Origin of the sequence: Pseudomonas sivasensis (assembly GCF_013778505.1) — a bacterium.
GTDB classification, from domain to species: domain Bacteria; phylum Pseudomonadota; class Gammaproteobacteria; order Pseudomonadales; family Pseudomonadaceae; genus Aquipseudomonas; species Aquipseudomonas sivasensis.
In genome coordinates this window covers 69,717-92,704 of record NZ_JAAOWU010000012.1, presented here as the reverse complement: position 1 = coordinate 92,704, position 22,988 = coordinate 69,717, and the positions used below count along the sequence as shown (strand labels likewise).

The 22,988-nt window shown below is 62.3% G+C and carries 20 protein-coding genes; 13 read left to right on the top strand and 7 right to left on the bottom strand.

Features of this window, described 5'->3' with window-relative positions; all coding sequences use genetic code 11:
- The first annotated feature begins 242 nt into the window (after positions 1–242).
- Positions 243–1,559: an OprD family porin gene (locus tag G9Q84_RS19445; protein WP_181643915.1), complete on the top strand. Its 1,317-nt coding sequence runs from the start codon at positions 243–245 to the stop codon at positions 1,557–1,559.
- 9 nt (positions 1,560–1,568) lie between these two features.
- On the opposite strand, the gene G9Q84_RS19440 is transcribed toward G9Q84_RS19445, so the two are convergent.
- Positions 1,569–2,054, bottom strand: a complete 486-nt coding sequence (locus G9Q84_RS19440) for a MarR family winged helix-turn-helix transcriptional regulator (protein ID WP_032891352.1) — start codon at positions 2,052–2,054, stop codon at positions 1,569–1,571.
- A 188-nt stretch (positions 2,055–2,242) separates the two neighbouring features.
- Between G9Q84_RS19440 and G9Q84_RS19435 the strand changes: the two genes are divergently transcribed.
- The 6 genes from G9Q84_RS19435 to G9Q84_RS19410 all read left to right on the top strand — a co-directional run bounded on the left by G9Q84_RS19435 (position 2,243) and on the right by G9Q84_RS19410 (position 10,277).
- Positions 2,243–3,073, top strand: a complete 831-nt coding sequence (locus G9Q84_RS19435; RefSeq protein WP_032891354.1) for a p-hydroxycinnamoyl CoA hydratase/lyase — start codon at positions 2,243–2,245, stop codon at positions 3,071–3,073.
- Between the two features lie 76 nt (positions 3,074–3,149).
- On the top strand, positions 3,150–4,598 hold the full coding sequence (locus tag G9Q84_RS19430; protein WP_032891356.1) for an aldehyde dehydrogenase: 1,449 nt from the start codon (positions 3,150–3,152) through the stop codon (positions 4,596–4,598).
- A 62-nt stretch (positions 4,599–4,660) separates the two neighbouring features.
- Complete coding sequence (locus G9Q84_RS19425; protein ID WP_181643914.1) at positions 4,661–6,535, top strand: AMP-binding protein; 1,875 nt, start codon at positions 4,661–4,663, stop codon at positions 6,533–6,535.
- Positions 6,532–7,773, top strand: coding sequence for a thiolase family protein (locus G9Q84_RS19420; RefSeq protein WP_181643913.1), 1,242 nt, complete (start codon positions 6,532–6,534; stop codon positions 7,771–7,773). Before G9Q84_RS19425 ends, G9Q84_RS19420 begins: the two co-directional genes overlap by 4 nt.
- A 34-nt stretch (positions 7,774–7,807) precedes the next feature.
- Positions 7,808–9,508, top strand: coding sequence for an acyl-CoA dehydrogenase (locus tag G9Q84_RS19415; RefSeq protein ID WP_181643912.1), 1,701 nt, complete (start codon positions 7,808–7,810; stop codon positions 9,506–9,508).
- 55 nt (positions 9,509–9,563) lie between these two features.
- Complete coding sequence (locus tag G9Q84_RS19410; protein ID WP_095184855.1) at positions 9,564–10,277, top strand: GntR family transcriptional regulator; 714 nt, start codon at positions 9,564–9,566, stop codon at positions 10,275–10,277.
- A 5-nt stretch (positions 10,278–10,282) separates the two neighbouring features.
- Here G9Q84_RS19410 and G9Q84_RS19405 read toward each other — a convergent pair whose 3' ends face one another.
- From G9Q84_RS19405 to G9Q84_RS19395, 3 genes are all read right to left on the bottom strand, one after another.
- Positions 10,283–11,233 (bottom strand): PDR/VanB family oxidoreductase, encoded by a 951-nt coding sequence (locus G9Q84_RS19405; protein ID WP_181643911.1) that lies wholly within the window; start codon positions 11,231–11,233, stop codon positions 10,283–10,285.
- 29 nt (positions 11,234–11,262) lie between these two features.
- Positions 11,263–12,324: an aromatic ring-hydroxylating oxygenase subunit alpha gene (locus G9Q84_RS19400; protein WP_027603468.1), complete on the bottom strand. Its 1,062-nt coding sequence runs from the start codon at positions 12,322–12,324 to the stop codon at positions 11,263–11,265.
- A gap of 137 nt (positions 12,325–12,461) precedes the next feature.
- Positions 12,462–13,949 (bottom strand): aldehyde dehydrogenase family protein, encoded by a 1,488-nt coding sequence (locus G9Q84_RS19395; protein ID WP_181643910.1) that lies wholly within the window; start codon positions 13,947–13,949, stop codon positions 12,462–12,464.
- A 262-nt stretch (positions 13,950–14,211) separates the two neighbouring features.
- Between G9Q84_RS19395 and G9Q84_RS19390 the strand changes: the two genes are divergently transcribed.
- From G9Q84_RS19390 to G9Q84_RS19365, 6 genes are all read left to right on the top strand, one after another.
- Positions 14,212–15,381, top strand: a complete 1,170-nt coding sequence (locus G9Q84_RS19390) for a p-hydroxyphenylacetate 3-hydroxylase oxygenase component (RefSeq protein WP_032891364.1) — start codon at positions 14,212–14,214, stop codon at positions 15,379–15,381.
- Between the two features lie 56 nt (positions 15,382–15,437).
- Positions 15,438–16,370, top strand: coding sequence for a p-hydroxyphenylacetate 3-hydroxylase reductase component (locus tag G9Q84_RS19385; protein WP_122753245.1), 933 nt, complete (start codon positions 15,438–15,440; stop codon positions 16,368–16,370).
- Positions 16,371–16,780: 410 nt separating this feature from the next.
- Complete coding sequence (locus G9Q84_RS19380) at positions 16,781–18,280, top strand: APC family permease (protein WP_122681059.1); 1,500 nt, start codon at positions 16,781–16,783, stop codon at positions 18,278–18,280.
- Positions 18,261–18,845: a DUF3156 family protein gene (locus G9Q84_RS19375; RefSeq protein ID WP_181643959.1), complete on the top strand. Its 585-nt coding sequence runs from the start codon at positions 18,261–18,263 to the stop codon at positions 18,843–18,845. The genes G9Q84_RS19380 and G9Q84_RS19375 overlap by 20 nt, the downstream gene beginning before the upstream one ends.
- Positions 18,846–18,963: 118 nt before the next feature.
- Positions 18,964–19,926, top strand: coding sequence for a transcriptional regulator FeaR (gene feaR / locus G9Q84_RS19370; protein ID WP_032891368.1), 963 nt, complete (start codon positions 18,964–18,966; stop codon positions 19,924–19,926).
- A gap of 15 nt (positions 19,927–19,941) precedes the next feature.
- A complete protein-coding gene (locus tag G9Q84_RS19365; protein WP_181643909.1) occupies positions 19,942–20,541 on the top strand; it encodes a TetR/AcrR family transcriptional regulator in 600 nt (199 codons plus the stop codon).
- A gap of 61 nt (positions 20,542–20,602) precedes the next feature.
- On the opposite strand, the gene G9Q84_RS19360 is transcribed toward G9Q84_RS19365, so the two are convergent.
- Genes G9Q84_RS19360 through G9Q84_RS19350 form a run of 3 tightly spaced genes read right to left on the bottom strand, consistent with a single transcriptional unit; the run spans position 20,603 to position 22,980 of the window.
- Complete coding sequence (locus G9Q84_RS19360) at positions 20,603–21,373, bottom strand: SDR family oxidoreductase (RefSeq protein ID WP_181643908.1); 771 nt, start codon at positions 21,371–21,373, stop codon at positions 20,603–20,605.
- Positions 21,366–22,166: an SDR family NAD(P)-dependent oxidoreductase gene (locus G9Q84_RS19355; RefSeq protein ID WP_181643907.1), complete on the bottom strand. Its 801-nt coding sequence runs from the start codon at positions 22,164–22,166 to the stop codon at positions 21,366–21,368. Before G9Q84_RS19355 ends, G9Q84_RS19360 begins: the two co-directional genes overlap by 8 nt.
- Complete coding sequence (locus G9Q84_RS19350) at positions 22,159–22,980, bottom strand: molybdenum cofactor biosynthesis F family protein (RefSeq protein ID WP_181643906.1); 822 nt, start codon at positions 22,978–22,980, stop codon at positions 22,159–22,161. Before G9Q84_RS19350 ends, G9Q84_RS19355 begins: the two co-directional genes overlap by 8 nt.
- Positions 22,981–22,988: the final 8 nt, after the last annotated feature.

The following is a 22,988-nucleotide window of genomic DNA, read 5'->3' as shown; positions in this document are numbered from 1 at the left end:
AATATAACTATAAAAAGAAGGGTGCCGGACCCCAGTCTAAAATCATGACGCAAGCCGTCTAACGCAGGTGTTTGAGATTAACGTCAGTCGAAAATATGAAAATAGATAGGTTTATTAATGTTCGATTATCGGTCAGTGGCGGTTGACGAAGGGATCCAGCTGTTTCCATTCTCTGTCCGCGAAGCCCACTGGGCCACGCCTGTGCCACCCCCAAAAACAACAACAAAAAATGGACATCGAACATGCCAAAACTCCCCACGGACGCCGTCGCGGCGGCCTGCTGTGTGTCGAACAGCACTCCACGCCTGATCAGTGCACTGCTGATGTTCAGCATCCTGCCCACTCCGCTGTGGGCGGCGGGGTTCATCGACGACAGCCACGGCACCCTGACGCTGCGCAATTACTACCTGGACCGTGACTACAAGGACGACGGCGCCAAGACCGCCGCGCGAGAATGGGCCCAGGCGTTCATGCTCAACCTGGAGTCTGGGTACACCCCTGGCGTCGTAGGCTTTGGCCTGGATGTGCGTGGGCTGATGGGGGTCAAACTCGACTCGTCGCCGGACCGCAGCGGCACCGAGCTATTGCCGGTGTCGGCCAGCGACAAGCGTGCCGCCGATGAATACTCACGCCTGGCGCCCACCGCCAAATTGCGGTTTGCACAAACCACGGTGAAGGCCGGTGACGTGTCAATCTTCCTGCCATTCGCCTTCGCCAGCCCGTCCCGCCTGCTGCCCCAGACCTTTCGCGGCACCACCTTGAGCTCCAAGGACATCGACGGGCTGACCCTGAACACGGGCTATATCGACCGTATCAACAAGCGTGATTCCACTGACTACCAGGCTATGACCATCGCATCGCCCAACCGGCGGTTCAATGCGACGGCGACCACCTCACACCTGGCGTATGTCGGCGGGGATTACCAGGTCAATAAAGACCTCAGCCTGCGCGTCTATCACTCCCAAGTGGCGGACCTTTACCAGCAGGACACCCTGGCGTTGCTGCACAACCTGCCGGTGGGCGATGGGGTATTCACCAGCGACCTGCGCAGTTTCTTCAGCCGCGAGGACGGCAGTGCCAAGGCTGGGGACGTGGATAACCGTAACCTCTCGGCGCTGTTTGCCTACCGCCTGGGTGGGCACCGCGTCAGCCTGGGTTACATGCATTCCAGCGGCGACACTGCCACGCCCTATATCTCCGGCACGGAGCTGATGGGCATGAGCGAACTGACCATGAGTTCGGATTTTCTCAACGCCAAGGAGCGCACCTGGCAGGCCATTTACGACTATGACTTTGCCGCATCCGGCATGCCGGGCCTGAAGGGCCGGCTGCGTTATGTGCGCGGCGATAACATCGAGTTGGCGGCGTTCAATGCCGAGGACCGCAAGGAACGTGAGTTCCAGATGGAGTTGGGTTACGTGATCCAAAGCGGCCCGCTGAAGAACGTCGGGCTGATGGCACGCAAGTCGATCTACCGCAACGACTTCCCAGGCGGCGCGGCCTTTCGCGATGAAAACCAGACCCGCTTCCTGGTGCTCTACACCGTGGCGCTGTGGTAGATCGCGGGATCAGTCCTGATACACCTTCTTGAGCAAACGCAGCAGCTCTGCACGTTCCTCGACGTCCAGGGCTGCGGTGGCGTCCAGGTCGCTCTGCGCGGCAATGTCCTTGAGGGACTTGAGCAGGATTTCGCCCGGTTTGCTCAGGAAAATCCCATAAGAGCGCTTGTCGGGTTTGCAGCGCACGCGCACGGCGAGGGCGCGGCTTTCCAGCTTGTTCAGCAACGGCACGACCTGGGGCGGTTCGATTGCCAGGGCGCGGGCGAGGTCGGCCTGCATCAGGCCGGGGTTTTGCTCGATGATCGCCAGGGCCGAGAACTGTGCGGGGCGCAGGTCGTGGTCGGACAGTCGGCCGATCAGGTTCTGGAACAGCTTGAGCTGGGCGCGGCGCATGGCATAACCGATCAGATCGTCCAGGGCTGAATCCAGCGGCGGCTGTACCTCGTCATGGTCGGGCAGGGCCTGGCTGGTGGCGATGTTGGAAGGCTTGGCCATTAGCAGTGCAATCCTCAGAAGGTAGCGGTTAACAAGGCTATCTAGTTTGCCGGGGTTGGCGCGCTGTGGCTACGACGGTTTTTCACAGTCGTTAAATATTGGTTATTCAGATTAATAGTTAATTGACATAACTATATTTGCGGTTTAATTTCGAATCATCTTCAAACCCAGAACAAGAGCACACCGCCATGAGCAATTACGAAGGCCGCTGGACCACCGTCAAGGTTGAGATTGAGGAAGGCATCGCGTGGGTCATTCTCAATCGCCCCGAAAAGCGCAACGCCATGAGCCCGACCCTGAACCGGGAAATGATCGACGTGCTGGAAACCCTGGAACAGGATCCCGCCGCCGGTGTGCTGGTGCTGACCGGAGCCGGTGAGGCCTGGACCGCCGGCATGGACCTCAAGGAATACTTCCGCGAAGTGGATGCCGGCCCGGAAATCCTCCAGGAAAAAATCCGCCGCGAAGCCTCCCAATGGCAATGGAAACTGCTGCGCATGTACGCCAAGCCGACCATCGCCATGGTCAACGGCTGGTGCTTCGGCGGCGGCTTCAGCCCTCTGGTAGCGTGCGACTTGGCGATCTGCGCCGACGAAGCCACCTTCGGCCTCTCGGAAATCAACTGGGGCATCCCGCCTGGAAACCTGGTCAGCAAGGCCATGGCCGACACCGTGGGCCATCGCCAATCGCTGTACTACATCATGACCGGCAAGACCTTTGGCGGGCAGAAAGCCGCTGAAATGGGCCTGGTTAACGAAAGCGTGCCGCTGGCGCAACTGCGTGAAGTCACCATTGACCTGGCGCGCAACCTGCTGGAGAAAAACCCGGTGGTGCTGCGTGCCGCCAAGCATGGCTTCAAGCGTTGCCGCGAGCTGACCTGGGAGCAGAACGAAGATTACCTTTACGCCAAACTCGACCAATCGCGCCTGCTCGACACCGAAGGCGGTCGCGAGCAGGGCATGAAGCAATTCCTCGACGACAAGAGCATCAAGCCTGGTCTGCAGGCGTATAAACGCTGAAGGATGCGGCCTGCGGGCCGCACCGTTTTACCCTGCTTGAACGTATTCCCGATAAAGACAATAAAGAGGAATCACCATGCTGGACGTGCCCCTGTTGATCGGCGGCCAGTCGTGCCCCGCGCGCGACGGTCGAACCTTTGAGCGTCGCAACCCGGTGACCGGTGAAGTGGTCTCGCGGGTCGCCGCTGCCACTCTGGAAGATGCTGACGCCGCCGTGGCGGCTGCCCAAACTGCGTTCCCCGCGTGGGCGGCGCTGGCGCCCAACGAACGCCGTACCCGGCTGCTCAAGGCTGCCGAGCAGTTGCAGGCGCGCAGCGACGAATTTATCGCGGCCGCCGGCGAGACCGGCGCCATGGCCAACTGGTATGGCTTTAACGTGCGCCTGGCGGCCAATATCCTGCGCGAAGCGGCTTCGATGACTACCCAGATCACCGGCGACGTGATCCCTTCCGATGTGCCTGGCAGCTTCGCCATGGCCCTGCGTCAGCCCTGCGGCGTGGTGCTGGGCATCGCGCCGTGGAATGCTCCGGTGATCCTCGCTACCCGCGCCATTGCCATGCCGCTCGCCTGCGGCAATACCGTGGTGCTCAAAGCCTCGGAACTGAGCCCGGCAGTGCACCGCCTGATTGGCCAGGTGCTGCAGGACGCCGGCCTGGGCGATGGCGTGGTCAACGTCATCAGCAACGCCCCGGCGGATGCGGCGGCAATTGTCGAACGGCTGATCGCCAACCCGGCGGTGCGTCGGGTCAACTTCACCGGCTCAACCCATGTCGGGCGGATCGTCGGTGAACTCTCGGCCCGTCACCTCAAGCCGGCCTTGCTGGAGCTGGGCGGCAAGGCGCCGTTGCTGGTGCTGGACGACGCCGACCTGGACGCCGCCGTATCGGCAGCAGCCTTTGGCGCCTACTTCAACCAAGGGCAGATCTGCATGTCCACCGAGCGCCTGATTGTCGACGCCAAGGTCGCCGATGCCTTTGTCGCCAAGCTGGCGGCCAAGGTCGCGACCCTGCGCGCCGGTGATCCCACGGCGGCGGACTCGGTACTGGGTTCCCTGGTGGACGCCAGCGCCGGTACGCGCATCAAGGCCCTGATCGACGATGCGCTGGGCAAAGGCGCGCGGCTGGTGGCCGGAGGGCAACTGGACGGCAGCATCCTGCAACCGACGCTGATCGATGGCGTTACCGAAGACATGCGTTTGTACCGCGAAGAGTCCTTCGGTCCGGTGGCGGTGCTGTTGCGTGGTGACGGCGACGAAGCCTTGCTGCGCCTGGCCAACGATTCGGAGTTCGGCCTGTCGGCGGCGATTTTCAGCCGTGACACCGGCCGTGCCCTGGCCCTGGCACAGCGGGTCGAATCGGGCATTTGCCATATCAACGGCCCGACCGTGCACGACGAAGCGCAGATGCCCTTCGGTGGGGTCAAGTCCAGCGGCTACGGCAGTTTTGGCGGCAAGGCGTCCATTGAACACTTCACGCAATTGCGCTGGGTGACCTTGCAGAACGGGCCACGGCACTACCCGATCTGAGCAGGCGCTGCGACATAACAATAACAAGGCGGCGTTGATTCGCCTTGATGGAGGACGTCCTTGTGAGTTCCGAATTCAGACCGCAACCCCAGTCCGCGTCGCGATACCGCGAAGTGTCCATCGGCCACGCACCGGTGCAGGTCACCGAAGAGCAGGGCGTGCTGCATATGCGTTCCCTGGAGCCGTTGGCCGAGTTGCCTGCGCGCTTGCTCGATCGTCTTGTGCATTGGGCCCGGGTGCGCCCCGAGCAGACGTTTATCGCCGCACGCCAGGGCGGTGGCGACTGGCGCCGCGTGAGCTACAGGGAGATGCTCGACAGCGTGCGCTCTATTGCCCAAGGCCTGTTGAGTTACGGACTGTCGGCGGACAAGCCACTGGCATTGTTGTCGGGCAACGATATCGAGCATTTGCAGGTGGCGCTGGGCGCCATGTATGCCGGTATTCCGTATTGCCCGGTATCGCCCGCGTATTCGCTGCTGTCCCAGGATTTCGCCAAGCTGCGGCATGTGTGTGGCCTGCTGCAACCGGGGCTGGTGTTCGTCAGCGATGCGGCCGCCTACCAGCGCGCAATCGAGGCGGTGTTGCCCGCCGAAACGCCGTTGATCAGTGTGCGCGGTGAAGTGCCTGGGCGCACTCGGGTGAGCTTCGACAGCCTGCTTAAAACGCCGAGTGGCGCCGAGGCTGAAGCGGCGTTTGACGCCACGGGCCCGGACAGCATTGCCAAGTTCCTCTTCACTTCGGGCTCGACCAAACTGCCCAAGGCCGTGATCACCACTCAACGCATGCTCTGCGCCAACCAGCAAATGCTGTTGCAGACCTTTCCGGTGTTCGGCGAGGAACCGCCGGTGCTGGTGGACTGGCTACCGTGGAATCACACCTTTGGCGGCAGCCACAACGTCGGCATTGTGCTCTATAACGGCGGCACTTTTTACCTCGACGACGGCAAACCCACGGTCCAGGGCTTTGCCGAGACCCTGCGCAACCTCAAGGAAATTTCGCCGACGGCCTACCTGACCGTTCCCAAAGGCTGGGAAGAGCTGGTCAGCGCCCTGGAGCAGGATGCTGAGTTGCGCGAGCGCTTTTTTGCGCGGATGACACTGTTCTTCTTTGCCGCTGCGGGCCTGTCACAGAGCATCTGGGATCGCCTCGACCGCGTGGCCGAGCTGCACTGCGGTGAGCGCATCCGCATGATGGCCGGGCTGGGCATGACCGAAGCCGCGCCGTCCTGCACGTTCACCACTGGGCCGTTGTCCATGGCCGGTTATATCGGCTTGCCCGCGCCGGGATGCGAAGTGCGACTGGTGCCGGTGGACGGCAAGTTCGAAGGGCGCTTTCGCGGGCCGCACATCATGCCGGGTTACTGGCGCGCGCCCGAGCAAACCGCCGAGGTGTTCGATGACCAGGGTTTCTACTGTTCCGGAGACGCGATCAAACTCGCCGATCCCCACCAGCCGCAATTGGGGCTGATGTTCGACGGGCGCATTGCCGAAGACTTCAAGCTGTCTTCCGGGGTGTTTGTCAGCGTAGGCCCGTTGCGCAATCGCGCGGTACTGGAAGGCTCGCCCTACGTGCAAGACCTGGTCATTGCCGCGCCGGACCGCGAATGCCTGGGGGCGCTGGTGTTCCCCAGAGCCTACGAATGCCGCCGTTTGGCGGGTTTGAGCGCCGACGCCAGCGACGCCCAGGTATTGGCAAGCGAGCCGGTGCGCCAATGGTTCGGCGATTGGTTGCAACGCCTTAATCGCGACGCCACCGGTAATGCCAGTCGCCTGGAATGGATTGCCGTGCTCGACGAACCCGCGTCCATCGACCGTGGGGAAATCACCGATAAAGGTTCGATCAATCAGCGGGCGGTACTGCAGTGGCGCGCGGCCAAGGTCGAGGCGTTGTATCGCGGTGAAGACCCCACCATCCTGCGCGCCGGGCCCAAGCCTTGAGCGGCGCAGGGCAGTATTCGGCGTTTGCCGACGCGGCGATTTTCGAGGCGGTGCGCACGCCGTGGGTCGACCTCGGTGGTGCGCTGTCCCAGGTCTCGCCCATCGACCTGGGGATCAAGGTCGGCCGTGAAGTGCTGGCCCGGGCCGATATCGATCCGCAGGCGGTGGACAGCGTGTTGGCGGGTTCCATGGCCCAGGCCAGCTTCGATGCCTACTTGCTGCCACGGCATATCGGGTTGTACAGCGGTGTGGCGCAATCGGTCCCGGCGCTGGGGGTGCAGCGCATCTGCGCCACCGGTTTCGAGCTGTTGCGCCAGGCCGCTGAACAACTGCGCGACGAGGTGCAACTGGCCCTGTGCGTGGCGGCTGAATCCATGTCGCGCAATCCGATTGCTGCTTACACCCACCGGGGCGGGTTTCGCCTGGGAGGCGAGGTGCAATTCAAGGATTTTCTGTGGGAGGCACTGTACGACCCGGCTCCCGGCCTGGACATGATCGCCACCGCCGATAACCTGGCGCGCCGTTATGGCCTGAGCCGCGAGGCGGTGGACCGGTATGCCTGTGACAGTCATCAGCGTGCGTTGCAGGCGCAGCGTGAGGGGGCCTGGGCGCAAGAGATCGTCAGCGTCGATAACCAGGTGTTCGAACTTGACGGTTATCAACCCCGACGCCTCACCCTGGCACGTCGCGCCGCTGCGGTGACCGAGGACAGTCACCCACGGTCTACCGACCTTGAGGCACTCGCGCGTTTGCGCGCCGTGCATGCGGATGGGGTGCAGACCGCCGGCAATAGTTGTGCGGTGGTCGATGGTGCGGCGGCCGCGTTGGTGGGACGCGCCTCAGACTGCACGCACCCGGCCCTGGCCCGGTTGGTGGCCAGCGCGGTGGTCGGCGTGGCCCCCGAATTCATGGGCATCGGCCCGGCACCAGCGATTCGTCTGTTGCTGCACCGCAGCGGGTTGAACCTGAGCGATATCGGCCGTTTCGAGATCAACGAAGCGCAGTCGGCCCAGGTACTCGCTGTGGCCCAGGAGCTGGAGCTGGACAGCACTCGGCTCAACGTCCAGGGCGGCTCCCTTGCGCTGGGGCATCCTTTGGCTGCCAGCGGTCTGCGCCTGGTCATGAGCCTGGCCCGGCAACTGCGTCAGCACAACCTGCGCTACGGCATTGCCGCTGCGTGCGTGGGCGGCGGGCAGGGCATGGCGCTGCTGATCGAGAACCCTGACTGGCGCGCTTGAACACACACGTTTTATTCGATGATGAGGTGTCCCGATGTGGAGCTATGAGGCGCCCCTGCGCGATATGCAATTTGTCCTGGAGCATTGGCTGCAGGCGCCCTCTGCATGGCAGGCCTTGGACCTGTCCCTGGCGATGCAGGTGCTGGAGGAGGCTGCACGCTTCAGTCAGGGCGTGCTGGCGCCGCTGAACAGTCAAGGTGATCGTCAGGGCTGCCGTTGGCAGGCGGGGCAGGTCAGCACCCCGGATGGTTTTGTCGAGGCTTACCAGGCCTATGTGGACGGTGGCTGGCCAGGGCTGGCGTGCGCCGAGGTAGTGGGCGGGCAGGGCTTGCCGCAATTGCTCGACGCGGCGTTGCAAGAAATGCTCTACGCCAGCAACCACGCCTGGGCCATGTACACCGGCATCGCCCATGGCGCCTACCTGTGCCTCAAGACCCACGCCGAGCAGTGGTTGCAGGCGCGCTACTTGCCTGAAATCGTCACCGGCCAGGCCTTGCCCACCATGTGCCTGACCGAGCCCCAGGCCGGCAGCGACGTCGGCTTGCTGCGCTGTCGCGCCGAACCCCAAGCGGATGGCAGTTATCGCCTGAGTGGCAGCAAGCTGTTTATCTCCGGTGGCGAGCACGACCTCACGGCCAACATCCTGCACCTGGTGCTGGCGCGCCTGCCCGATGCGCCGTCCGGCAGTCGCGGTATTTCCCTTTTTCTGGTGCCCAAGCGATTGGACGATGGCCACGTCAATGGCGTGCGCTGTGACGGCCTTGAGCACAAGATGGGCATCAAGGGCAGCGCCACCTGTTCGCTGACGTTCGAAGCTGCCCAGGGCTGGCTGATCGGCGAGGCCAATCGCGGCCTGGCGGCAATGTTTGTGATGATGAATTCGGCGCGCCTACACGTGGGCCTGCAAGGCCTGGGGCATGCCGAGGCGGCGTGGCAGAACGCCCGCCAATACGCCGCCGACCGTGTGCAGATGCGCGCGCCGATCAGGCCTGAAGAAGTGGCGGCCCAGGCGGCCGATCCGATCTGCTATCACCCGGCCATGCGGCGTGTATTGCTGGAGCTGCGCACCACCAGCGAGGGCATGCGCGCTATCGGTTACTGGGCGGCGCACCTGCTGGATCGGGACGACCCATTGGCGCCGTTGCTGACCCCTATCATCAAGGCGTTTTTCACTGAACAGGGCTTCCGCCAGGCCAGCAATGCCTTGCAGGTCTTCGGCGGTTACGGTTACGTCGCCGAGTTCGCCATCGAGCAAACCTTGCGCGACAGTCGCATCGCGATGATCTACGAGGGCAGCAATGAGATCCAGGCCAATGACCTGTTGCTGCGCAAGGTGCTTGGGGATGACGGTCGGGTGTTCGGCCTGCTGCTGGGCGAGTTGCGTGCAGAGGCCGGGCAGGGCAGCGAGTTCGTCGAATGCGCGGCCTTCTCCCTGGCACTTGGCAGCCTGTGCGACGCCTTGGACAAGGTGGTGAGTGCCATCCGCGAACGCTCCCTGGAAGACAGCGAATACCCGTATCGCGCTGCGCCGGATTTCCTCCAGCTGTGTGGCGTTGCGCTGCTGGCCTTTGCCTGGGCGCGGGCGGCACGGGTGTCCAGGGCATTGCCCGAAGGGGATCCGTTGCGCGCCGCCAAGCTGCAAAGCGCCGGTTTCTTTTTTGATTACCTGCCATCAAGACTGGCCCAGCACTTGGGCGCGATAGACGGGGCGCGGGCGGCACTGGCATTCGTCTGACGGCGGCAGAGGCTTGCGGTACTATGGCGACCCACGTTTTCTGGAAGTTGCCTGGATGAGTAAGCCCGGTCAATTGGTGCTGGTTGCACTGCGCAAGATGATTGCCAGCGGGGAGTTGGCGGCGGGCGAGCGGCTGATGGAAATTCCCACGGCGCAGTTGTTCGGCGTGTCGCGCATGCCCGTGCGCATGGCTTTTCGTACCCTTGAACAAGAAGGACTGCTGGTGCCGTTTGGCGGGCGCGGTTATCAGGTGCGTTCGGTCAGCCCCAGCGACATTGCCGGCGCGGTTGAAGTGCGCGGCGTGCTCGAAGGCCTGGCCGCGCGTCAAACCGCGGAGCTTGGGTTATCCAACGAGGCCCGCGCCGCGCTGGAGCGCTGCCTGGTCGAGGGCGATCAACTGTTCGAAAAGGGTTACGTGACCGAAGACGACCTTGAGGTCTATCACGACCTGAACATGCGCTTTCACCAGGTCATCGTCGAAGGCAGCCACAACCCGGCGATCGCCGACGCGCTGGCGCGCAATGATCACTTGCCGTTCGCCTCGGTGACCGCGCTGGCGGTGGATCGCGAGGACATGGCCCGCGAGTACCGACGCTTCAACTATGCCCATATGCAGCATCACTCGGTCTTCGACGCCCTGGTCAATCGCCAGGGCGCACGGGCCGAAGCCATCATGCGCGAGCATGCCAACGCGACCCTGCGCTATGCCGAGATTTTCAGTTCAGCCACCGCCGACGCGCGCATGAAGGTGATCCTGCCCGCGTCGTAACCCGGTTAGATATCGAGTACCAGCAAGGGCGTTTTCGCCCGCGAACAGCAGGGCGTGAACTGATCATTCAGCGCCTGCTCCTGCTCGGTGAGAAACAGATCGCGGTGCTCCGGTATGCCTTCCAGCACGCGGGTCAGGCAGGTGCCGCAAATCCCCTGTTCGCAGGACACCGCAATCTCGATACCGTGGCTTTCCAGGACCTGGACCACGGTCTTGTCGGCGGGAATTTCGAAGACCTGGCCGCTGCTGCCGAGCTTCACCGAAAAGCCGCCGTCGAGGCTGCTGTCCACCGGTGCCGCACTAAAGTATTCGCGGTGCAGGCAGTCTTCCTGCCAGCCCTGTGCGCGTGCGCTGTCGAGTACATGCTGCATGAACCCGCCAGGGCCGCAGACATACAGGTGTACGTCGCCTGCGGGCGCCGCCAGCACCTCGGCAGCATTCAAGGCCGTGTGCGGCTGCTCATCGAAATGCAGGAACACTCGCTCTGCAAACGGCGACGCCTTGAGTCGCTGCACAAACGCCGCACGCTCGCTGGCGCGGGCGCAGTAATGCAGTTCGAAGTCGGCCCCCGCATGGGCCAGGCGTTCGGCCATGCACAGGATCGGAGTGATGCCGATGCCACCGGCAAACAGCAGGCTGCGACGCGCGTCGTGGACTAAGGGAAATAGGTTGCGGGGTTCGCTGATGGTCAGGTGTGCGCCCTCGTGAACCTGCTCGTGCAAGCTGCGCGAGCCACCCCGGGAGGCCGGGTCCTTGAGCACGCCGATCAGGTAGCGAAGACGTTCTTCGGGGTGATTGCACAGGGAATATTGCCGGATCACCCCGTCGGGCAGGTGCACGTCAATATGCGCGCCGGCACTGAAGGCCGGCAACGGCTGGCCATCGACACTGGCCAGTTCATAGCTGCAAATGTCCTGGGCTTCGTTGTTACGGGATACCACCACCACATCGATCATGTTCAGTCCTCGCAAAGTTGTCGCGCTGTTCAGGCGGTGGTGGTGGCGATCAGTTGCGGTTCGAGGGCGCGTTCCTTGGCAATCAGTCGCTCCAGGATCTTGCGTGACTGCACGCCACCCGCGTCGATATTCAACTTGAGCAGGTTGCGCTGCGGATGGGCCAGCAGGTTCTGTTGCTGGCGTTCGAGCATTTCCAGGTCTTCGCTGAAAATCTTGCCCTGGCCCTCGCGAATGCTTGCGGTCAGTGCCTCATCGTGGGGGTTGAAGTTGCGCGCCATGCCCCAGAAGTACCAGATCGAGGTCTCGGTTTGCGGGGTGATGAAGTCGACCACAATGCTCGCAGCCTTATGCTCGGGGGCGGCGTTATAGCCACCCTTGCCGGCGTGGGCCACGCCGACTTCGATCAGCACATGGCTGGGCGGGGTGAAGCGGCAGATCTGCCAGCGGTCTACCGGCACGTCATCGGCCAGGTTGTTGCCACGCAAGGCCATGCGCCAGAACGGCGGGGCCATGATGTTTTCCATGTGCCGGGCAGTGACGACCTCATCGCCGTCCACCGTGGTCACGGGCGGCGCTTCGTCGATTTCCTTCTGGCCGATGCTGGAGGCGTGCACGTAGGTTTCGTGGGTCAGGTCCATCAGGTTGTCGATCATCAGGCGGTAGTCGCACTGGATGTCAAACAGCCCGCCGCCATAGGCCCATTGGTCACTCACGGCCCATTCCAAGTGGTGGATCAGCGCCGGGTCGGCCTGGGCCTGATCGCCGGGCCACACCCAAATGAAGCCGTAGCGTTCAACCGCGGCAAAGGTCTTGTTGCACGGAAAGCCGCGTACCCGCTGACCGGGCATTTCCACGGTCTTGCCGTCGCCGCCCATGACCAGCCCGTGGTAGCCGCAGACCAGGTTGCCGTTCTCGACATAACCCAGCGACAGCGGCGCACCGCGATGGGGGCAGAAGTCCTCGACCGCCACCACGGCGCCTTCCTGGCCACGATAAAACACCATTTTTTCGCCGCAGATCTGACGACCCAGGGGCTTGTGCGCGATTTCATCGGGGGTGCAGGCGACATACCACGTGTTCTTGGGGTACATGATGACTCTCCAGGCAACGGATTATTTTTATTTAATGGATCCATTAAATGGGCCGTAGGATGGAGAGTCAATCTTGTATTGATATTTTGTTGGGCGATTATCGGTCGATATGCTCCAGTGGATCCAATAATGTGTTTTCAGTAGCGAATCATCACCGACTTTAGCTCGGTGTAGTCATCGATGAACGCACTGCCGAACTCCCGGCCTATCCCCGAGGATTTGTTGCCGCCAAACGGCACCGCCGGGTCGAGCATCGTGTGCATGTTCACCCACACCGTGCCGGCCTCGATGGCGGGCACCATGCGCAGGGCCTTGCCCAAGTCGTTGGTCCAGAGGCTGGCGCTCAAGCCGTAGGGTGTGTTGTTCATCAAGGCCAGCAGTTCTTCTTCGCTGTCGTACGGCAAGAACGTGGCAATGGGGCCGAAGGTCTCTTCGTTGAGCAGGGTGTCGTTGACGTTGTTGGCGAGGATGATCGTCGGTTCGACGTAACAGCCAGGACGGTCGATCAGGTTGCCCCCGTGAATGATGCTGTTGTTTTCGGCGCGGGCTTTGGCGAAGAACTCGCCGAGTTTGAGTTGGTGCTGGCGGTTGGTGACCGGGCCGAATTCGGTGCGCTCATCCAGGGGCGAGCCGATGTTCAGCGCGCTCAGGCGCTGGGCCAGTTTGCCCATGACCGCTTCGATCTGCGAACGGTGCACAAAGAAGCGTTCGGCGGCGGCGCAGATTTGCCCGGAGTGCAAAAAGCCCGCTTCGATGATGCCGTTGACGGCCTTGTCCAGGTCCACATCGCGCAGGAATCCGGCCGAGTTTTTCCCGCCCAGCTCAAGGGTGGCCCGGGTCAGTCCGGCGCCCATGGCACTCTGGCCCACCGCAATCCCGGTCGGCACGGAGCCGGTGAACGACACCTTGTCGGTGCCGGGGTGTTCGATCAGGCCTTTGCCTACGCTGCCGCCACCGGTCAATACGTTCAGCGCACCGGCGGGAAGGCCGGCGTCAATCGCCAGCTCGGCGATGCGCAGGATGGTCAGCGGCGTGAACTCGCTGGGCTTGATAATGATGCTGCAACCGGTCACCAGCGCCGAGGCGAGTTTCCAGATGGCGATCATGGTCGAGAAATTCCACGGCACGATGCCGACCACCACCCCGACCGGCTCGCGCAGGGTGAATGCGGTGTAGCGCTCGCCGGCGAAGGAGGGCAGCGACGGGGTGATGGTCTGGCCGCTGATCTTGGTAGCCCAGCCGGCGTAGTAACGCAGGAAATGCGCGGCCTGGTCGACTTCGAAAGCACGGGAAATCTGGATGATCTTGCCCGACTGGCAGGTTTCGATCTGTGCCAGTTCTTCGCGGTGTTGCTCCAGCAGGTCGGCCAGCTTGAGCAGTACATTGCCGCGCACCGCCGGTGCGACCTGCGACCACTGCTTGAAGCCTCGGCTCGCCGACGCCACGGCTGCGTCGATGTCGGCCGGGTCGGCGTCGACGACATCGGCGATGACCTTGCCGGTCGCCGGGTTAATCACCTCCAACCGCTGGCTCGAATGGCTCTCGACGTAGCCACCGTCGATGAACAACGTATGGTTTCGACAGAGGAAGGCTTCAACCTGGGGCAGCAGTGGAATATCGCTCATGGGTTTTTCCTGGTGGCAGACATTGAAAAGCCCGAGGTTAATTGCAGTGGCCGGAACGGGCTTGACTCTGGCTGCCGAGTGGCATGTCTCTGGCTGCCAACGCCTGTGCGCGACGGATCAGCCTGAGCCTTTGAAAAGTACAATCTTGACTCTGGAAGGTGCATGTTCGGCCAGCAAACTGCGCTCCATACTGGCCCTGCATCCGGCGCCACGCCTCGCTTTTTGGGGTTGCCCGGACATCCAATAATAAGCAGGGCCATCCATGAAAAAGCCAAACCCGCTCCTCGAAGACCTCAAGTCCGTCTTGCCGACCATTGCCGCCAATGCCTTCCAAGCCGAGCAGGATCGCAAGGTGCCCGCCGAGAATATTGCGCTGCTCAAAGGCATCGGCCTGCACCGTGCGTTCCAGCCCAAGGCGTTCGGTGGCATGGAGTTGTCGCTGCCACAGTTTGCCGACTGCATCGCGTTGCTCGCCGGAGCCTGCGCCAGCACGGCCTGGGCCATGAGCCTGCTGTGTACGCACAGCCATCAACTGGCACTGTTTTCTGCCCAGTTGCAGCAGGAAGTCTGGGGTTTGGACCCGAATGCCACGGCCAGCAGCAGTATCGCGCCGTTCGGTCGCACCGAAGAGGTTGAGGGTGGCGTGCTGTTCAGCGGTGAGATGGGTTGGAGCAGCGGCTGCGATCACGCCGAATGGGCGATTGTCGGATTCCGTCGGCCCAATGCCGAGGGCACTCAGGATTACTGCTTTGCGGTGCTGCCGCGCAGTGACTATCAGATCCGCGATGACTGGTTTGCGGCGGGCATGAAAGGCAGCGGCACCAAGACCTTGATCATCGACAAGGCCAGGGTGCCGGAGCACCGCATCCAGAAGGCCAAGGACATGATGGAAGGCAAGTCCGCAGGCTTCGGCTTGTACCCCGACAGCAAGGTGTTCTACTCGCCGTATCGCCCCTATTTCGCCAGCGGTTTTTCCACCGTGAGCCTGGGCGTCGCCGAGCGGATGCTGGAAGTGTTCCGCGAGAAGACCAAAACGCGAGTACGCGCCTACACCGGTGCCGCAGTCGGTGCCGCCACCCCGGCGCTGATGCGGCTGGCCGAGTCGACGCACCAGGTGGGCGCCGCGCGAGCGTTCCTGGAAAAGACCTGGGCCGAACACGCCGAGCACAGTGAGCAGCAACGCTACCCAAGCCGCGAAACCCTGGCGTTCTGGCGCACCAACCAAGCCTACGCCACCAAGATGTGCATCCAGGCGGTGGACCGCCTGTTCGAAGCCGCTGGCGGCAATGCCTGGTTTGAACATAACGAGATGCAGCGCCTGTTCCGCGATTCGCACATGACCGGCGCCCATGCCTACACCGACTACGACGTCTGTGCGCAGATCCTCGGGCGTGAGCTGATGGGCCTGGAGCCCGATCCGAGCATGATCTGAACCCGCTTTTGAAAACAACAATAGGGGCTGCGCATGACGCAGTCCGGGAGTCTTGCATGTCTGAATCGACCTTCGACCCACGGGCCTTTCGCCGCGCCCTGGGCAACTTCGCCACGGGCGTCACCGTGGTCACCGCCGCTGACGCCTGCGGGCGCAAGGTGGGCGTTACCGCCAACAGCTTTAATTCGGTGTCCCTTGATCCACCGCTGGTGCTGTGGAGCATCGACAAACGCTCCAACAGCCATGAGGTGTTCGAGCAGGCCAGCCATTTCGCCGTCAACGTGCTGGCGGCGGACCAGATCGACCTGTCGAACAATTTTGCGCGGCCCAAGGACGATCGCTTCGCTGAGATCGAATACGAACCGGGAGAGGGTGGCGCGCCAGTATTTGCCGATTGTGCGGCGCGCTTTCACTGCGAGAACTACCAACAAGTGGACGGCGGCGATCACTGGATCATGATCGGCAAGGTGGTGGCCTTCGACGATTTTGGCCGTGCGCCGCTGCTCTACCATCAGGGCGCCTATTCCATGGTCTTGCCCCATACCCGCATGACCAAGCGTGACGAAAGCCAGCCGCCGAGCAGCCATTTCCAGGGGCGCCTGCGCCACAACCTCTACTACTTGATGACCCAGGCGGTGCGCGCCTACCAATCCAGCTACCAACCCCGACAGCTGTCCACCGGCCTGCGCACCAACGAGGCGCGGATGTTGATGGTGCTGGAGAACGACGCCCGCCTGAGCCCCGGCGACCTGCTGCGGGAAGTCGCGATGCCGGTGCGGGAAATCGATGACGCGGTGGCCAACCTCAAGCGCAAGGGGTTGGTGGATGATGATGAGCAGGGCGTGCATCTGACCGCTGCCGGTGTCGAGCAAACCGAAGATCTGTGGGCGATTGCACGGGAGCAGCAGGAAAAGGTGTTTGCCGAGTTCAGCCAAGCCCAGGTCGAAACGTTCAAGGCCGTACTTAAGCAGTTGATCAGCCAATGCTGATGGGCGGGTGAGTGTAAGCCGATCTGAAATGTTGCAGGGCTGGCGCTATAGGTGGTGAGCCGTTCACCGAGCGGGCAGACGCAGTCGGTCAAATGTGGGAGGGGGCTTGCCCCCGATGACAGTGTGTCAGTCACTGATGTGATGGCTGATCCACCGCTATCGGGGGCAAGCCCCCTCCCGCATTTTATGGGTGTTACACCTGATCAATTTGAGTTATCTGTTTACTTTGCCCGTGGCAGGCAGCAACAAAAGTGACGGCAGACATGGGCAAGACGCTCGATAGGTCATGGGCGCACAGTGATTTCGCTCGATGCCGTTTTGATCAGGGACTGGTTGGGGAGGGCGTTATCGCCGGCTCCCTGTAGGGCTCGATGCATCCACTAAGAAATCCGCTTTCGAGGATCCGCACCATGTCGATCAATGACCGGCTCACGCAGCATTTGAAACGAGGCAGCGTCGGCTTTCCAACCGCGCTGGCCAGCACCATTGGCCTGATCATGGCCAGCCCGGTGATTCTTACCGCGACCATGGGTTTCGGGATCGGCGGCAGCGCCTTTGCGGTGGCCATGCTGATCGCAGTGGTGATGATGCTGGCCCAGGCGACTACCTTTGCCGAGGCGGCTTCGATCCTACCGACCACCGGTTCGGTCTACGACTACATCAATTGCGGCATGGGTCGATTCTTTGCGATCACCGGCACTTTGTCGGCGTACCTGATCGTGCACGTGTTCGCGGGCACGGCAGAGACCATTCTGTCCGGGGTCATGGCCCTGGTGAACTTCGAGCACCTCAATACCCTGGCGGAGTCGGCCGGCGGTTCCTGGTTGCTGGGGGTCGGGTTCGTGGTGGTGTTCGGCATTCTCAATGCTTTCGGCGTCAGTGCTTTTGGCCGGGCCGAGATCATCCTGACCTTCGGCATGTGGACCACCCTGATGGTGTTTGGCGTGATGGGCCTGATCGCCGCACCGGCGGTGCAGCTGGAGGGCTGGTTTGGTGTGTCGCTGGTGGGCACTGACCTGATCACCATTCTGTCGCTGGTGGGCATGGCCATGTTCATGTTCGTCGGTTGCGAGTTCGTTACACCGTTGGCCCCGGACCTTCGCAACTCGGCCAAGGTCATGCCCAAGGCGATGATTCTTGGATTGCTGAGCGTGGCAACCTGCATGTTTATCTATGGCGCGGCGATGAAGCGCCAGGTCGAAAACGTGCTGCTGGACGCCGCGTCGGGCGTGCACCTGCTCGACACGCCGATGGCGATTCCCAAGTTTGCCGAGCAGGTCATGGGCCAGGTAGGCCCGCTGTGGCTGGGGATCGGTTTTCTGTTCGCGGGCGCCGCCACCATCAACACGTTAATGGCCGGTGTACCGCGGATTCTCTATGGCATGGCGGTGGACGGTGCGTTGCCCAAGGTGTTCACCTACCTGCACCCGCGCTTCAAGACGCCGCTGCTGTGCATCCTCGTGGCGATGCTGATCCCGTGCCTGTATGCCCTGTGGCTGGGTGGCAACACCGATAACATCATGCACCTGGTGCTGGCGGCGGTGTGTGCGTGGAGTTTCTCCTACCTGCTGGTGACGCTGTCGGTGGTGATCCTGCGGATTCGTCGCCCTGATCTGCCACGGGCCTATCGCTCGCCGTTTTTCCCGTTGCCGCAGATCCTGTCCAGCGTCGGCATCTTGCTGGGCATGTGGTTCATCACCCCACCGGGCATGAACCCCGCCGACATTTATGTGCCGTTTGGCGTGATGCTTGGGATCACCGCGAGCTATGCGCTGTTCTGGACACTGGTGGTGCAGAAGGTCAATCCATTCAAGCCCGCGTCGGTAGAAGACGTGCTGGCCAAGGAGTTTTCCCATGAGCCTGGCAACCCTCACCCTGGGTATATCGAGCATGCTGCAAAAGCTGTCTGAGCTGTTCAGTGCCAAACGTGCCCCGGCCGGTTATCGTCCCGGCGTCACGCTTGAGTACCTGCGACGCAACCTTGGCCTGGCGAGTTTTACCTCGACGGGGCCGACAAGCGCAGTGTTCGGCCTGGGCGATAGCGACGTGCAGGTGGCGGTTGGCGAGCGCACCGAATCGCAATTGCTGATGCACTTGGTCATGACCGAATTCATGGTCAACGTGCCCGCCTCAGAGCAGGGCAATGCACGCTTCGAGCTGCACCACCGCGGGTCGATTCGGCGCACGGGGCTGGCATGTCGGCAACGCGCTGGTACGCCGAGCTTGCTGTCCAGGCTTGAGGCTGCGTTGACGCAGGATCAAGCCCTGCATCAAGCGTTGATGTCGCTCGACTTCAAGCGCCTGTGCATCGCACTGGACGGCCAGCAGTGGCACGTTCGGCTTGAACATATGGGCGGCAGCGAAGTGGTCAACCGCATGCCCGCGTTTCGTCGCTACATCGCCTTGAGCGGCGCGCAGCGAGGGGCTTTGTTCGATGTTCTGGCGGGGTTACACCGGGTGCTGGGCGCGCTCTGATTTTTGGCGACTTGGCATCATTACTGCTTCCACAGTCAGCACTACGTACTTGTTGCGCCTATATAGATAACATGTTAACTATTGGCCAACAAAAACAAGAAGCCACTGTGGAGTTGCCATGAGCACCTATCAATCTGCGCACACTGGATTGGACACCTGGACTCAGGATTTGCGAGCGGCCTGTGGCCATTTCGACACTGAACTGGCCTTCAACCGTTCGCTGTTCATCGGTGAAGTTTCCACGCTCTCCCGTGGTTGCCTCTCACTGGCCTCCCTGCGTACCAATGCCGGTCTGATCAAGCGCCCACGGCCCAACGCCGATCACGACATTGACCAGCATTGCTTCCTCGTCAGCCAGCGCAGCGGCTATTGCCAGATCACCCAGAACGACGAGGTCATCCAGTTGGCCCCCGGTGACATGCTGCTGATGGATTCCACCGGTTCAATCGAGATCAGCCCCTTCGGCCTGATTGAACATGCATCCCTGTCTCTTTCGCGCAACGCAGTGTGCAAACAGCTGGGCAACGCCTCGAAAACCTTCGGCAAGATCTCGTCGAGTAAAGCCTGTGGGCGGATGCTCCATGTGTTGATGGACCAACTGTGCAGGGAAGGGCTGGACGGCCAGGATTCAGAGGAAGAGGCGCAGGCACTGCAGGCGGCCTTTGTCTCCTTGCTGGGCTCGGCGTTTGACGCGCATGACACCCAAGGTGACAGCACCGCCTCGTTGCACGGCAGCAACCTGCGCAGTTATGTGCAGAAAGTCATTGATGAGTCCCTGACCCAGCCGGGCCTGAGCCCCGTGGGCCTGGCCAATCGGCTGAACATCTCGGTGCGACACTTATACCGTCTGTTTGAAGAACAGGACGACAGCGTCTGCCGCTACATCCAGCGGGCGCGGCTAAAGCGTAGCGCGGATGACCTGACCAACCCGTTCCTCAAGAGTGAGTCGATCACCTCGATTGCCTATAAGTGGGGCTTCACCGATTCGGCTCACTTCAGTCGCTCGTTCAAGAAGCAATTCGAGCTGTCGCCCAAGGACTTTCGTTCGACCCATCTGCAGCAAGCGGTCGGTGCGGCGTAGGTTGTCCATCGATCAATGAAAGCGCTCAGCCTGTCGGCCAGTAACATTTGTGCGGTGGCGGTCGAACACTTTGCCGATCATGGGTATGACGCCTCGTCGCTGAACGATATCGCGGTGGGAGCGGGTATGCGCAAGGCGTCGTTGTATGCGCACTTTGTGAGCAAGGATGCGCTGTTTCAGACGGTCTTCCAGATTGCCCTGGACCATGAACACCACTCTATCGCTGGATGCTTTCAGGACGAGACCGGGTACACGGGGATGCCGGGTTATTTGCACCTTGAGCGCTTGATCGGCCGCTATGAAGGCTCTGCGCATCTGCGCTTTCTGTTGCGTACGGCGTACTTTCCGCCGGCGCGGATTCGCAGCGTGATTACGGCGGGATTCGAGGGGTATCTGGCCTGCATACGCGAGGGTTTTCAGCATGCAGCGCGCAGTCGGTACAGCCGGGTAGAGCCCGAGGCGCTTGAGGTGTTTTGTGATGCCTATCTGGGGATTGTCGACAGCTTGCATGTGGAGTTGATTTATTCGACGGCTCAGGGGTACGTCAAACGGCTAGCGGCGTTGTCGCGGGTGTTCGGTGACTCACTGTCGATGCTCGAAAGGGCCGAGCGCTAGATCAACCTGTGGGAGGGGCAAGCCCCTCCCGCAGTTGATTCGGTTTACAGAGACACAGAGGTTATTTCACCTCAGGTAACGTCGATCCGCCATCCACCACGATGGTTTGGCCAGTGATGTAGGCGGCCAGGTCAGACGCCAGAAACAACATGGCTGCGGCAATATCTTCCGGGGCGCCGAGTCGTCCCAGAGGAACGCGGCTGGCGATGTCGGCGTTGACTTGTTCGTCGCCCAGATTGCCCATGGCCGGCGTGGCGATCATCCCTGGCTCGACGCCATTGACCCGCACTCCGTCGCAGGCCAACTCCAGCGCTGTGTTGCGGATAAAACCGTTGACCCCGGCTTTGGACGCCGCGTAGTGACTGAGGCCCGGATAGGCAACCCGTGGCCCGGTGACCGATGACGTGACCAACACACAGCCACCGCCCTGGCGCTGAAACATGGGCAAGGCGGCCTGGGTCAGCCAGAACAATGCGCAGAGGTTGACCGCCAGGGTGCGTTCCAGGACGGCGGGGGTGATCTGCGCGAAGGGTGTCAGCGGGAAATAGCCGGCGTTGTGCACCAGAACATCCAGGCGGCCCCAGTCCAGGTCTATGGCCTTGATACCGTCGAACACGGCGGCGGCGTCAGCCAGATCAAGTTCCATGGCTTCGACCTGACAGCCTCGCACACGCAGCGCTTCGGCCAGCGCTTGGGCTTGCGCCAGGCGCAGGTCGGCGATCATCACGCGCGCGCCGCGCCAGGCAAACGCCTCGACAATGGCCTGGCCGATGCCTTGGGCGCCGCCGGTGACCAGCACGGTTTTGCCGCTGAAATTTAAATCTTCAGGCATGGGCGTTCTCCATATGGGCATAGGCCAGCGTCGGCACATCCACGATGCTCGAACCGCCGTCGGCGACCACGCTTGCGCCGGTGATGATTGAGGCGTCAGGGCTGGCGAGGAACCGGCACACCTTGGCGATTTCGTCGGCGCTGGCGGGGCGGCGCAACGGTACGTCGGCGCATACGCGGACATAGGCTTGCTGCAACGTGTCGCCGTAAGCCTCCATCAACGGCTGCATTTCCTGATCGGCCATCGGCGTGGTGACCCAGCCGGGGCACACCGCGTTTACCCGCACCCCACGCGGCCCGTAGTCCCGTGCCAGCGAGCGGTTAAGCCCGAGCAGCGCATGCTTGGCGGTGGTGTAGCCGCAGACTTCCGGCCCGGCGGCCAGGGAGGCGATGGAGCCGAGCAGCACGATATTGCCGGCGCTTTCGATCAGCAGCGGCAGGCAAGCCCGGGCGCTATAAAACGCGCTGTCCAGGTTGCTGCGCAACGCGGCTTCCCAGGTGGCCGGGCTGGTTTGGCTGGCACTGCCCACGCCATGCCCACCGGCACACGCCAGCAATACATCAAGGCGGCCATGGTGCGCGCGAATCTGCGCGATAAAGCCTTCCCAGGTGTCCGGGCAGGCCGCATCGCCGACCAGGATCAGGCCACCGGTTTGGGCCGCCACCTGCTCCAACGGCTCACGACGCCGGCCCATCAAGACTAGATTGGCCCCTTCGGCGGCGTACAGCCTGGCGCAAGCGGCGCCGATGCCGGTGCCGGCGCCCGTGATGACGACGGTGCGTGGATCAGGCATCGGGATACTCCGTACGGTTGAGTACCTGGCAGTAGGAACTGACCGGAAAGTTCGACAGCTCAGTAAAGGACGCGTCGGCGTAGCCGAAGATCTTGCCGTCGCTGCGGTGCTGTTGCAGGTCGATCAATACCAGGCCCAAGGTCGGGATGATCTTTTCGCGCCAGACAAACAGGTACAACTGGTCGGCGATCTTGTAGTAGTGGCAGCGGTCGGTATCGCACAGGCCTTGCTCTACGCCCTTGATGCATTGCCAGGCGTAGAACTGATCGTTCAGGTAGATGTGCTCGTAGACTTCGCTCGGGCTGTAGCGGTACAGGTTGCGCAAGCCGGTCAGCTCCTGGGTCGGCGCGTGGGGGCAATGGCCGGGTTGCCAGGGTTGGTCCAGGCTGCCGTGGAGGAAATCCACCTCAACCGAGGTCAACGCTTTGCCGGCCAGGGCGCGGCTGTAGAGGCCTTCTTCGGTGTGCTCGCGGCGCGGCATGCGGCCGATCACGGCGGTGAACGACGAGGTGGCGGTGTCCAGCACCAGGCTGATCGACCACGCCTGGCTGGCTTCGTGTTTGATGAAATCGACCAGGTACAGCCCCGGTCGCACCGATGTAGCACGGTACGCGGCCGAACCGCTGGAGTGGCCGTCGGCGGCGTGCCAGTGCAGCGCGTCGGCTTCAAAGCGATGCTCGATCTGCCAGCCGTTGGCAAAGTGCAGGGTGAAGGTTTTGCCGTTGAGGTCGGCGAGGTTGGGCAGGATGAACGCTGCGGGGGCGAAACCGTCGGCGAGGGCGCCTACGGTGATCCAGTCGGATGGGGTGGTCATTGCATGGC

Bases quoted from the DNA above. Each gene is read 5' to 3' on its own strand.
- G9Q84_RS19400 (WP_027603468.1), bottom strand. From the start codon at position 12,324: ATGTACCCCAAGAACACGTGGTATGTCGCCTGCACCCCCGATGAAATC.
- G9Q84_RS19355 (WP_181643907.1), bottom strand. From the start codon at position 22,166: ATGCCTGATCCACGCACCGTCGTCATCACGGGCGCCGGCACCGGCATC.
- G9Q84_RS19385 (WP_122753245.1), top strand. From the start codon at position 15,438: ATGTCTGAATCGACCTTCGACCCACGGGCCTTTCGCCGCGCCCTGGGC.
- G9Q84_RS19435 (WP_032891354.1), top strand. From the start codon at position 2,243: ATGAGCAATTACGAAGGCCGCTGGACCACCGTCAAGGTTGAGATTGAG.
- G9Q84_RS19365 (WP_181643909.1), top strand. From the start codon at position 19,942: ATGAAAGCGCTCAGCCTGTCGGCCAGTAACATTTGTGCGGTGGCGGTC.
- G9Q84_RS19430 (WP_032891356.1), top strand. From the start codon at position 3,150: ATGCTGGACGTGCCCCTGTTGATCGGCGGCCAGTCGTGCCCCGCGCGC.
- G9Q84_RS19390 (WP_032891364.1), top strand. From the start codon at position 14,212: ATGAAAAAGCCAAACCCGCTCCTCGAAGACCTCAAGTCCGTCTTGCCG.
- feaR (WP_032891368.1), top strand. From the start codon at position 18,964: ATGAGCACCTATCAATCTGCGCACACTGGATTGGACACCTGGACTCAG.
- G9Q84_RS19415 (WP_181643912.1), top strand. From the start codon at position 7,808: ATGTGGAGCTATGAGGCGCCCCTGCGCGATATGCAATTTGTCCTGGAG.
- G9Q84_RS19380 (WP_122681059.1), top strand. From the start codon at position 16,781: ATGTCGATCAATGACCGGCTCACGCAGCATTTGAAACGAGGCAGCGTC.
- G9Q84_RS19410 (WP_095184855.1), top strand. From the start codon at position 9,564: ATGAGTAAGCCCGGTCAATTGGTGCTGGTTGCACTGCGCAAGATGATT.
- G9Q84_RS19350 (WP_181643906.1), bottom strand. From the start codon at position 22,980: ATGACCACCCCATCCGACTGGATCACCGTAGGCGCCCTCGCCGACGGT.
- G9Q84_RS19405 (WP_181643911.1), bottom strand. From the start codon at position 11,233: ATGATCGATGTGGTGGTGGTATCCCGTAACAACGAAGCCCAGGACATT.
- G9Q84_RS19440 (WP_032891352.1), bottom strand. From the start codon at position 2,054: ATGGCCAAGCCTTCCAACATCGCCACCAGCCAGGCCCTGCCCGACCAT.
- G9Q84_RS19360 (WP_181643908.1), bottom strand. From the start codon at position 21,373: ATGCCTGAAGATTTAAATTTCAGCGGCAAAACCGTGCTGGTCACCGGC.
- G9Q84_RS19395 (WP_181643910.1), bottom strand. From the start codon at position 13,949: ATGAGCGATATTCCACTGCTGCCCCAGGTTGAAGCCTTCCTCTGTCGA.
- G9Q84_RS19375 (WP_181643959.1), top strand. From the start codon at position 18,261: ATGCTGCAAAAGCTGTCTGAGCTGTTCAGTGCCAAACGTGCCCCGGCC.
- G9Q84_RS19445 (WP_181643915.1), top strand. From the start codon at position 243: ATGCCAAAACTCCCCACGGACGCCGTCGCGGCGGCCTGCTGTGTGTCG.